This window comes from Streptomyces coryli, from assembly GCF_011044975.1.
Classification (GTDB): Bacteria; Actinomycetota; Actinomycetes; order Streptomycetales; family Streptomycetaceae; genus Streptomyces; species Streptomyces coryli.
Window position 1 is genome coordinate 1 of sequence record NZ_JAAKZV010000295.1, and the last position, 8981, is coordinate 8981.

At 71.0% G+C, this 8981-nt stretch carries 11 protein-coding genes; 7 read left to right on the forward strand and 4 right to left on the reverse strand.

The features are described 5' to 3' along the window. Positions 1-36 precede the first annotated feature (36 nt). Positions 37-792: a SigE family RNA polymerase sigma factor gene (locus G5C51_RS36755; RefSeq protein ID WP_165244351.1), complete on the reverse strand. Its 756-nt coding sequence runs from the start codon at positions 790-792 to the stop codon at positions 37-39. 179 nt (positions 793-971) lie between these two features. Between G5C51_RS36755 and afsQ1 the strand changes: the two genes are divergently transcribed. The 5 genes from afsQ1 (at position 972) to G5C51_RS36780 (ending at position 4639) form a co-directional block, all read left to right on the forward strand. Further along, on the forward strand, positions 972-1652 hold the full coding sequence (gene afsQ1 / locus G5C51_RS36760) for a two-component system response regulator AfsQ1 (RefSeq protein WP_338118439.1): 681 nt from the start codon (positions 972-974) through the stop codon (positions 1650-1652). A gap of 10 nt (positions 1653-1662) precedes the next feature. After that, positions 1663-3171: an ATP-binding protein gene (locus G5C51_RS36765; protein WP_338118440.1), complete on the forward strand. Its 1509-nt coding sequence runs from the start codon at positions 1663-1665 to the stop codon at positions 3169-3171. Further along, entirely contained in the window at positions 3168-3758 is a 591-nt protein-coding gene (locus G5C51_RS36770) for a GerMN domain-containing protein (protein ID WP_165244355.1), read from the forward strand. Before G5C51_RS36765 ends, G5C51_RS36770 begins: the two co-directional genes overlap by 4 nt. Positions 3759-3820: 62 nt before the next feature. Continuing rightward, complete coding sequence (locus G5C51_RS36775) at positions 3821-4408, forward strand: VanZ family protein (RefSeq protein ID WP_165244357.1); 588 nt, start codon at positions 3821-3823, stop codon at positions 4406-4408. 21 nt (positions 4409-4429) lie between these two features. Then, positions 4430-4639 carry a PspC domain-containing protein gene (locus G5C51_RS36780; protein WP_165244359.1) on the forward strand — a complete coding sequence of 70 codons (210 nt, stop codon included), beginning with the start codon at positions 4430-4432 and terminating at the stop codon, positions 4637-4639. A 93-nt stretch (positions 4640-4732) separates the two neighbouring features. Here the strand turns inward: G5C51_RS36780 and G5C51_RS36785 are convergent, their stop codons facing one another. Beyond that, entirely contained in the window at positions 4733-5020 is a 288-nt protein-coding gene (locus G5C51_RS36785; RefSeq protein ID WP_240930182.1) for a hypothetical protein, read from the reverse strand. A 135-nt stretch (positions 5021-5155) separates the two neighbouring features. Beyond that, entirely contained in the window at positions 5156-6313 is a 1158-nt protein-coding gene (locus G5C51_RS36790; protein WP_165244361.1) for an adenosine deaminase, read from the reverse strand. Positions 6314-6470: 157 nt separating this feature from the next. On the opposite strand from G5C51_RS36790, the gene G5C51_RS36795 reads away from it, so the two are divergent. Then, a complete protein-coding gene (locus G5C51_RS36795) occupies positions 6471-7262 on the forward strand; it encodes an alpha/beta hydrolase (RefSeq protein ID WP_206314711.1) in 792 nt (263 codons plus the stop codon). A 57-nt stretch (positions 7263-7319) separates the two neighbouring features. Here G5C51_RS36795 and G5C51_RS36800 read toward each other — a convergent pair whose 3' ends face one another. After that, the gene (locus G5C51_RS36800) at positions 7320-8591 is read right to left on the reverse strand and encodes an MFS transporter (RefSeq protein WP_165244362.1); all 1272 of its coding nucleotides are present in this window, start codon (positions 8589-8591) and stop codon (positions 7320-7322) included. Between the two features lie 37 nt (positions 8592-8628). Here G5C51_RS36800 and G5C51_RS36805 point away from each other — a divergent pair. Continuing rightward, positions 8629-8981 (forward strand): LysR family transcriptional regulator (locus G5C51_RS36805; RefSeq protein WP_165244370.1); only part of this gene is annotated, 353 nt, incomplete at its 3' end.

Consider the following 8981-nt stretch of genomic DNA (forward strand, 5'->3'; position numbering starts at 1 on the left):
GTGTTACCCCCCGAGGGCTCCCCCACCCCCGGTCTGTCAGGCGACCAGCTCGCCGAAGGACTCTTCCTCGTCCCGGCCGAAGCTGAGCGCCTCGTCTTCGCGCAGCCGGCGCAGCGAGCGCCAGATGCTGCTCTTCACGGTGCCGACGCTGATGTTCAGCACGTCGGCGATCTCCGGGTCGGTACGACCCTCGTAGTAGCGCAGCACCAGCATCGTGCGCTGCAGCTCCGGCAGCTTCGCCAGCGCCTGCCAGAGCACGGCGCGCAGCTCGGTGCCGCGCATCGCGTCGGTGTCGCCGGCCGTCTCCGGCAGCTCCTCGGTCGGGTACTCGGCGAGCTTGCGCCGACGCCAGGCCGAGATGTGCAGGTTTGTCATGGTGCGCCGGAGATAGCCTCCGACAGCAGCCTTGTCGCTGATCCGGTCCCACGCCCGGTACGTCGAGAACAGCGCCGACTGCAGCAGGTCCTCGGCCTCGAAGCGGTCACCGGTCAGGTGGTATGCGGTGGCGTACAGAGAGGCGCGACGCTCCTGCACATAGGCCGTGAACGCCGCTTCGGCGCTCGCGTCCTTGGCCGGCCGCCGCTCCCCCGGAACCTCTCCGTACGCCTCCGCGTCTCCCCCGTGTCCCCCATTGCCCCCGTTACCCCCCGGGGTCTTGCCGGTGCCCTCGATGGCCACCATGTACGGCGAGCGGCGGACGGCGCCGTTGTGCGTGGTGCCGCGTCCCCGCCCCGGGTTGTGCAGGCGCGTACGAACTGCTGCGCTGATGGTGCTTTCGTGCGTAGCGTTCATGGCGCCTCCCCCGTCGGTGGAGCTTCGTTCTTGCTGACCTGGAAAATGTTGCCCGGTGACTTTCATCGCGCTGTCTGCCGACTGTCACAGGCTTGCAACAGGCCTCGCGGGGAGGGTCGCGGAGGGGTGAAACGGAGCCGAACTCGAACCCTGGCGCCGATTGGGCCAGAATGACGCGCGTGCCTTCACTTCTGCTCATCGAGGACGACGACGCCATCCGTACGGCGCTGGAACTGTCGCTGTCGCGGCAGGGCCATCGCGTCACGACCGCGGCGACGGGTGAGGACGGCCTGAAACTGCTCAAGGAGCAGCGGCCCGACCTGATCGTGCTGGACGTGATGCTGCCCGGGATCGACGGTTTCGAGGTGTGCCGGCGGATCCGGCGCACCGACCAGCTGCCGATCATTCTGCTGACCGCGCGCAGCGACGACATCGACGTGGTGGTCGGACTCGAGTCCGGCGCCGACGACTATGTGGTCAAGCCGGTGCAGGGCCGGGTGCTGGACGCCCGGATCCGGGCGGTGCTGCGGCGCGGCGAACGGGAGAGCTCCGACTCCGCCACGTACGGCAATCTCGTCATCGACCGCTCCGCCATGACCGTCACGAAGAACGGCGAGGATCTGCAACTGACGCCGACCGAGCTGCGGTTGCTGCTGGAGCTGAGCCGCAGACCCGGACAGGCGCTGTCCCGGCAGCAGTTGCTGCGCCTGGTCTGGGAGCACGACTATCTCGGCGACTCGCGTCTTGTCGACGCCTGCGTGCAGCGGCTGCGGGCGAAGGTCGAGGATGTACCGTCGTCGCCGAGCCTGATCCGTACCGTGCGGGGCGTGGGCTACCGACTCGATGCGCCTTCTGCGTGAGGACCATTAAGTGACCAAGGAACCCGGGCGGCTGCGCGGGTGGGCGTCCGGGATTCTGCGCTGGGTGAGCCTGCGGCTGCGTCTTGTCATCGTCTTCGCGCTGGTGGCGCTGGTCTCGGCGGTGTCGGTGGCCGGCATAGCGTATTGGCTGAACCGGGACGCGGTGCTGAAGCGGACCCAGGACGCCTCGCTACGGGACTTCCGGGAGTCGCTCAAGGACGTGACGGACGGGCTGCCGCTGACGGCGGACTGCCGGGAGCTCGACGACGCCGCCCGCAGGCTGGCCACCAGCACGCAGAACTATCAGGTGCTGATCCAGTCCGACCGCGGGGACGCGCCGCGCTGCACGGCCTACTCGAACGAGGACGAGTTCAAGGCCGCCGATGTGCCGGCCGCGCTGCGCAAGGCGGTCGACGAGCGGCGCGAGGACGGCACCTCGCCGTACCACCTGTACTGGCAGCGGATCACCATGGGCGACCGCCCGTATCTGATCGGCGGGGCCCGGGTGGACGGCGGCAACTGGACCGGCTACATGCTCAAGTCGCTCGACGCCGAGCGCAAGGACCTCAACTCGCTGGCCTGGTCGCTGTCGATCGCCACGGCGCTGTCGCTGATCGGCTCCGCGCTGCTCGCGCAGGCCGCCGCCTCCACCGTGCTACGCCCTGTGCAGCGGCTCGGTGACGCGGCGCGGGCGCTGGGCGAGGGGAAGCTCAACACCCGGCTGCGGGTGACCGGCACGGATGAACTCGCCGATCTGGCACGGACGTTCAACCAGACCGCTTATCGCCTGGAGAAGAAGGTCGACGAGCTGAGCGAGCGGGAGAAGGCGAGCCGGCGGTTCGTCGCCGACATGTCGCACGAGCTGCGGACGCCGATGACCGCGATCACCGCCGTGACCGAGGTGCTCGAGGAGGAGCAGGACAACCTCGACCCGATGGTGGCGCCCGCCGTGCAGCTGGTGGTCAGCGAGACGCGGCGGCTGAACGACCTGGTGGAGAACCTGATGGAGGTCACCCGCTTCGACGCCGGGACGGCGAAGCTGGTGCTGGACGACGTGGACGTGGCCGACCAGGTGACCGCCTGCATCGACGCGCGGGCCTGGCTGGACGCGGTGGAGCTGGACGCGGACCGCGGGCTCAATGTGCGGCTCGACCCGCGGCGGCTCGACGTGATCCTGGCGAACCTGATCGGGAACGCGCTCAAGCACGGCGGCTCGCCGGTGCGGGTCGCGGTACGGCTCGAGGGCGAGGAGCTCGTGATCGAGGTCAAGGACAACGGGCCCGGCATCCCCGAGGAGGTACTGCCGCACGTCTTCGACCGCTTCTACAAGGCGGACGCCTCCCGGGCGCGCAGCGAGGGCAGCGGGCTCGGCCTGTCGATCGCGGTGGAGAACGCCCGTATCCACGGCGGCACCATCACCGCGGAGAACGCGCCCGAGGGCGGCGCCGTCTTCACGCTGCGGCTGCCCAGGGACGCCTCCGAGGCGGCCGAGGCGGCGGAGCGGGAGGGACGCCGATGAGGCTCGTACGCAACCGGAGGCTGACGGCCGCCCTGCTGGTCGGCGCGCTCGCGCTGCCGCTGCTGGCGGCCTGCGGGATCCGGCCGACGTCGGTGCCGGTGGACGCCGGCGAGGCGCCCGCGCGGGCGGAGTGCGGGGCCGAGCAGCGCTCGACCCCGTCGGCGCCGCGGGAGGAGGGCGAGGAGCTGCGGGAGGTCTTCCTGGTCTGCGGCCCGTCGATCTCGACGGTACGGCGCAGCGTCCCGGTCGCGGAGGCCGGCGACCGGGCGTCGCGGCATGCGGCCGCGGTGGCGCTGCTGGCCGAGCTGCAGCGGAAGCCGACCGAGCAGGAGACGGAGGACGGGTACACGACGAGCGTGCCCGACACCCTCTCCGTGGCAGATCCACAGCGCGACGACCCGGCGGCCGCGGTGCGGCTGAGCCAGGACCCGGACGACCTCGACGACCCGGCGCTGGCCCAGCTGGTGTGCACCCTCGCCGGGGAGGACGGCAGCGTGCGCCTGGGCGGTCCGGCGCGGCCCGAGCTGACCGCGTACGCGTGCGGCAGCGACGTGCTCGCCGACCCGCCGCGGGTGCGGGACAGCTGACCTGCGGGGAGTGACGTACGCGACGGGAACCGTACAGGCGGAAGCCTGCGTCGTGACCTAACGTGCAGCGGCATGCATCGGCGGAGCTGACCGCCAGGAGTTTTCGCGCGGCGGGGGCCGTGCTGATCGGCGTTCACCTCGCGGCCGTCTGGTGGGTCGCGCTCCGGCCGGCCTCCGTGCCCTGGGTATACGCCTCGAACCTGACCCCGCTCGCCACAATCCGTATCGAGCTCGAGGCCGGCGGCTGGCAGGCGCTTCGGGCCATCGGCGGCTCGCTGCTGCTGCTCGCCCCGCTCGGCTTCCTGCTGCCGCTCGCCCAGGGCCGGCTGATGACGGCCTCGCCGCTGGGCTCCCTGGTGCGGACCGTGCTGGCCGGGCTGATGCTCTCGGTGGTGATCGAGATGCTGAAGACCGGAATTCCCGGGCAGGTCGCGAATGTGGACACGGTGCTGCTGAATGTGGCCGGCGTCGCGCTGGCGCATGCGGCCGTGGTGCCCGCGGTACGGGCGTGGCTGCGGCGGCCGCGGGGTTCCGTAGGCGGTTCTCAGGGGGAACCCCGAGAATTCCCAGGGTCCGGATCGCTCGCTGGTCCGATGCAGCAACGGGAGCTGCGGCCGTACGGTGGTATTACCGTCAAGGAGACGGGATAGCAGACCTAAGGAGTCGCAGCCATGGCCGCACTGACCCGCCCCCGCGAAGGCAAGGTTATCGCCGGCGTCTGCGCGGGCCTGGCCCGGCGCTTCGGCATTTCCGCGAATGCAATGCGGATTATCTTCCTGGTGTCCTGCCTGCTGCCGGGACCGCAGTTCCTCATCTATCTCGGCGCGTGGGTTCTGATGCCCCGGGAGGACAAGGCGAAGACCTACCAGTCCGCCTGGTAACCGCTCGGGACAGGCTCGGCAGAGCCGCAGACATCAACGCGAGGGCCGCGCACCTGGTGGGTGCGCGGCCCTCGCCGTATCCGTACGTGATGGTCAGCCGAGCAGCTTGCCGCCGAGGCCGCTGCCGACGCCGGTGGCGCCCTGCACCCCGCCGACCACGGAGCCGACGGTGTCCTTGACCGGCACCTCGCCGTTGGTGACGCCGCTCGGGCTGACGCCGGCGACGCTGACGTCGTCCAGCGTGCTCGTGACGTCGTTCACCGGCAGCTGGTCCAGCGGGCCGGCCGGGGCCGCGGAGGCGGAGCCGGCGGCGCAGGCGGCGAGGGCCGCACCCAGGACAGCGGTGCCGAGAATCTTGCGGGTCTTCATCGTGGAATACATCCTCGTCATCGTGGTTTGCGGGCGCTTCAAGGCACTTCAAGCTAGCCAGCACCCGGAACGGGATGCAATCACCTGCCGACGGGATTGCGGCCGCCCGGAAATTGCCCCGTACGGCCGCATCCGCATTTTGTCCGATCAAACGTTCCCGGATGAAGAAGTGCTGGTCACGGCGGTCTGCTGGAAAAGCCATTCGGAGCGCAGCTCGGCATAGCCGGGCTTGATGACCTCGTTGATCATCGCGAGGCGTTCATCGAAAGGAATGAATGCCGATTTCATGGCATTGACCGTGAACCACTGCAGGTCCGCGAGCGAGTAGCGGAAGGTGCGCACGAGATGCTCGAACTCGCGGCTCATCGACGTATCGCTCATCAGCCGGTTGTCGGTGTTCACGGTGGCCCGGAAGTGCAGCCGGCGGAGCAGGCCGATGGGGTGCTCGGCGTACGAACTGGCGGCGCCGGTCTGGAGGTTGGAGCTCGGGCACAGCTCGAGCGGGATGCGCTTGTCGCGTACGTACGCGGCGAGCCGGCCGAGCTTGACGCTGCCGTCCTCCGCCACGTCGATGTCGTCGATGATGCGCACGCCGTGGCCGAGGCGGTCGGCGCCGCACCACTGCAGCGCCTGCCAGATCGAGGGCAGGCCGAAGGCCTCGCCGGCGTGGATGGTGAAGTGGTTGTTCTCGCGCTTCAGATACTCGAAGGCGTCGAGGTGCCGGGTGGGCGGGTAGCCGGCCTCGGCGCCCGCGATGTCGAAGCCGACGACGCCCAGGTCCCGGTAGCGGTTGGCGAGTTCGGCGATCTCCAGGGCGCGGGCAGCGTGCCGCATCGCGGTGAGCAGGGCGCCGACGCGGATGCGGTGGCCGGCGGCCAGGGCGCGGCGCTCGCCTTCGCGGAAGCCCTCGTTGACCGCCTCGACGACCTCTTCGAGGCTCAGCCCGGCGGTGAGGTGCTGCTCGGGCGCGTAACGGACCTCGGCATAGACGACGCCGTCGGCGGCGAGGTCCTCGGCGCACTCGGCGGCGACGCGGACGAGGGCGTCGCGGGTCTGCATGACGGCACAGGTGTGCGCGAAGGTCTCGAGATAGCGCTCGAGCGAGCCGGAGTCGGCGGCCTCGCGGAACCACATGCCGAGCTTCTCGGGGTCGGTCTCCGGGAGTCCTTCGTAGCCGGTCTGCGCGGCGATCTCGACGATCGTCGCGGGGCGCAGGCCGCCGTCGAGGTGGTCGTGCAGCAGCACCTTGGGTGCGCGGCGGATCTGGTCCGGGGTGGGAATCACTCCCTGGGTCTCGCTTGTCATCTCCGCACAATAGCGCCGGAGGCGGCGGATTGCTACGCGCGTAGAGGTGCTGTGGGGCAGGTGGCCTCGGGGTGGGATGGGTATTGCTTTGAGGTAGCGGGTGAATGGCTTTCCGCGTGGTTCCCCGGAACGGCGCGTTTCTGACAGGGTGTTGTCCATGACACAGGTGAGCGTGTCGCGAGAGGCCAGACTCGGTCGCGGGCGGACGGACGGGTCCGTTCAGGCGGTCGTGCTGATGTTGCCGGCCGGCAAGGTCGAGGGCAGCGGACGCCCGTCGCCGCTGGCGGCCGCGGCCATGCGGCCGCTGGGGCGGCGGCTGGCGCGGGCGGGGCGCGAGGACGGGCTCGCGGTGCATGTCGTGCACTACCGGTGCTGCGGGTGGAACGGCGACGATGCCGATCTCGCGTGTGACGCCGGGTGGGCGCTCGACGAGGCCGTGCGGCGGTACGGGGATGTGCCGGTGTGTCTGATCGGGACCGACATGGGCGGGCGCGCGGCGCTGCGGGCGGCCGGGCATGAGGCCGTGCATTCGGTGGTGGCGCTGGCGCCCTGGCTGCCGGAGCAGCCGGGGGACGCGGCGCGGGTGCCGGCGGCGCGGGGCGCCGCGGCGGCGGCCGATGACGCGGAGCCGGTGCGGCAGCTGGTCGGGCGGCAGGTGCTGATCGTGCACGGGACGAATGACGAGCGGACGGATCCCGAGCTGTCGTACCGGCTGGCGGAGCGGGTGAAGAAGGTGAACCCGGAGGTGTGCCGCTTCGAGGTGCACTCGGACCGGCACGGGATGCATCAGCATCGGGCGGAAGTCGCGGCGCTGGCGGTGGATTTCGTCATCGGGTCGCTGTACGGGCGGGGGTTCTCGCGGCCGGTGGCGGATGCGCTGGTGGCGCCGCCGCCGTTGGGGTTGCGAATGCCGTTGGCCTCCGGCTTTGGGGCGGCGCTTCGGCACTGACGCTGGTCGGTCCCTGTTCCGCGCTGCGCGCGGATATCGCGCCTGCGGCGCTCGGCCTCAAACGCCGGCCGGGCTTGAATGCGGCTGCGTCCTCCGTACGCGTACCGGCTCCGTCGCCCGCGCCTTCCGCGTCGCGTACAGCGTGATGCCCGCTACGCCTACCAGCGCTGCCAGGCCCAGCGTCACCACCCCGTTCCAGCCCGCCGCGTGGAACGCGATCGCGCCGATCGTCGCGCCCGCGCTGGAGCCCGCGTAATACGCGACCTGGTAGAGGGCCGAGGCCTGGGCGCGGCCGGTCTTTGCGGTGCGGCTGACCGAGCCGGAGGCGACCGCGTGGCCGGCGAAGAAGCCTGCCGTGATCAGGACCAGGCCGAGGAGGACGGCCAGGAGCGAGTCGGCCAGGGAGAGGAGCAGGCCCGCCGTCGCCGTGGTCGCGCCGAGGTAGAGGGTGCCGCGGCGGCCGAAGCGGCCCACCAGGCGACCTGCCGCGGACGAGGACACCGTGCCCACCAGGTAGATGACGAAGACCGAGCCGATCAGGCCCTGGGAGAGGTTGAAGGGGGCCTCGTCGAGGCGGTAGCCGATCACCGTGTAGACGGCGCCGAAGACGACCATGAAGAGCATGCCGATGCTGTACAGGCGCAGCATCAGGCCGTCGGCGAGATGGGTCCGTACCGTCGCCGCCAGGGCGCGGGGGCGGAGCGGGGACGGGGTGAAGTTGCGGGCCGCCGGGAGCAGCAGGCGGAAGGCTACGGCGCAGACCAGGGAGAGGGCCGCGACCGCGGCCAGGGCGGCGCGCCAGCCGGCCGCCTCCGCCACCCAGCCGGTGAGGATGCGGCCGGTCATGCCGCCGACGCTGTTGCCGGCGACGAAGAGGCCGATCGCGGTGATGACCGAGGCGCGGCGGACCTCCTCGCCGATGTAGGCGATGGCCGAGGCCGGGATGCCGGCGATGGCGATGCCCTGCAGGACGCGCAGGCCGATGAGGGTGGAGAGGTTCGGGGCCAGCGGCATGACCAGCGCGAGCGCCACGGCGACGGCGACCGCGGCCGTCATCACCGTGCGGCGGCCGAAGCGTTCGGATACGGCGCTGAGCGGGAGCACGGCGAGCGCGAGGGCGAGGGTCGTACCGGAGACGGTCCAGCTGGCGTCGCCGGGCGCGACGCCCAGGTCGGCGGAGAGGGCCGGGAGCAGCGCCTGCGTGGAGAAGAGCAGGGCGAAGGTGGCGACGCCGGAGGAGAAGAGGGCGAGGGTCATGCGGCGGTAGCCGGGGCCGCCCGGGGTGAGCTTGGTGTCGTCGGGCTCGTGGGTGACTGGGTCGGCTGGCATGTCATCGACCGTACGGCGGGAGATTTTGATCCGTCCAATGCATGGAATTGCGATAATCGATGCACCACAGCATGAGGCGAGGTCAGGGGTAACTGTGTCACCGGGTCGCAACGGAACAGACATTTACGTTACGGACGAGCGCGACGACCGCCAGGACTGGGCGGGCGTGCTCGCGCCGCGGCTGGCGCAGTTCGCGGCCGTGGCCCGGCATGAGCATGTGACGCGGGCCGCGGCCGAGCTGGGGGTCCCACAGTCGAGTCTGAGCCGGGCCGTGGTGCGGCTCGAGGAGGACCTGGGGGTGGCGCTCTTCGCCCGGCACGGGAGGACGGTGTCGCTGACGCCGGCCGGGCGGGACTTTCTCGCGTCGGTGGAGGGGGCGCTGGAGGGGGT

Excerpts from the sequence above, each read along its gene's own strand:
- G5C51_RS36755 (WP_165244351.1), bottom strand. The coding sequence starts at position 792 with ATGAACGCTACGCACGAAAGCACCATCAGCGCAGCAGTTCGTACGCGC.
- G5C51_RS36770 (WP_165244355.1), top strand. The coding sequence starts at position 3,168 with ATGAGGCTCGTACGCAACCGGAGGCTGACGGCCGCCCTGCTGGTCGGC.
- G5C51_RS36780 (WP_165244359.1), top strand. The coding sequence starts at position 4,430 with ATGGCCGCACTGACCCGCCCCCGCGAAGGCAAGGTTATCGCCGGCGTC.
- G5C51_RS36785 (WP_240930182.1), bottom strand. The coding sequence starts at position 5,020 with ATGTATTCCACGATGAAGACCCGCAAGATTCTCGGCACCGCTGTCCTG.
- G5C51_RS36790 (WP_165244361.1), bottom strand. The coding sequence starts at position 6,313 with ATGACAAGCGAGACCCAGGGAGTGATTCCCACCCCGGACCAGATCCGC.
- G5C51_RS36795 (WP_206314711.1), top strand. The coding sequence starts at position 6,471 with ATGACACAGGTGAGCGTGTCGCGAGAGGCCAGACTCGGTCGCGGGCGG.
- G5C51_RS36800 (WP_165244362.1), bottom strand. The coding sequence starts at position 8,591 with ATGCCAGCCGACCCAGTCACCCACGAGCCCGACGACACCAAGCTCACC.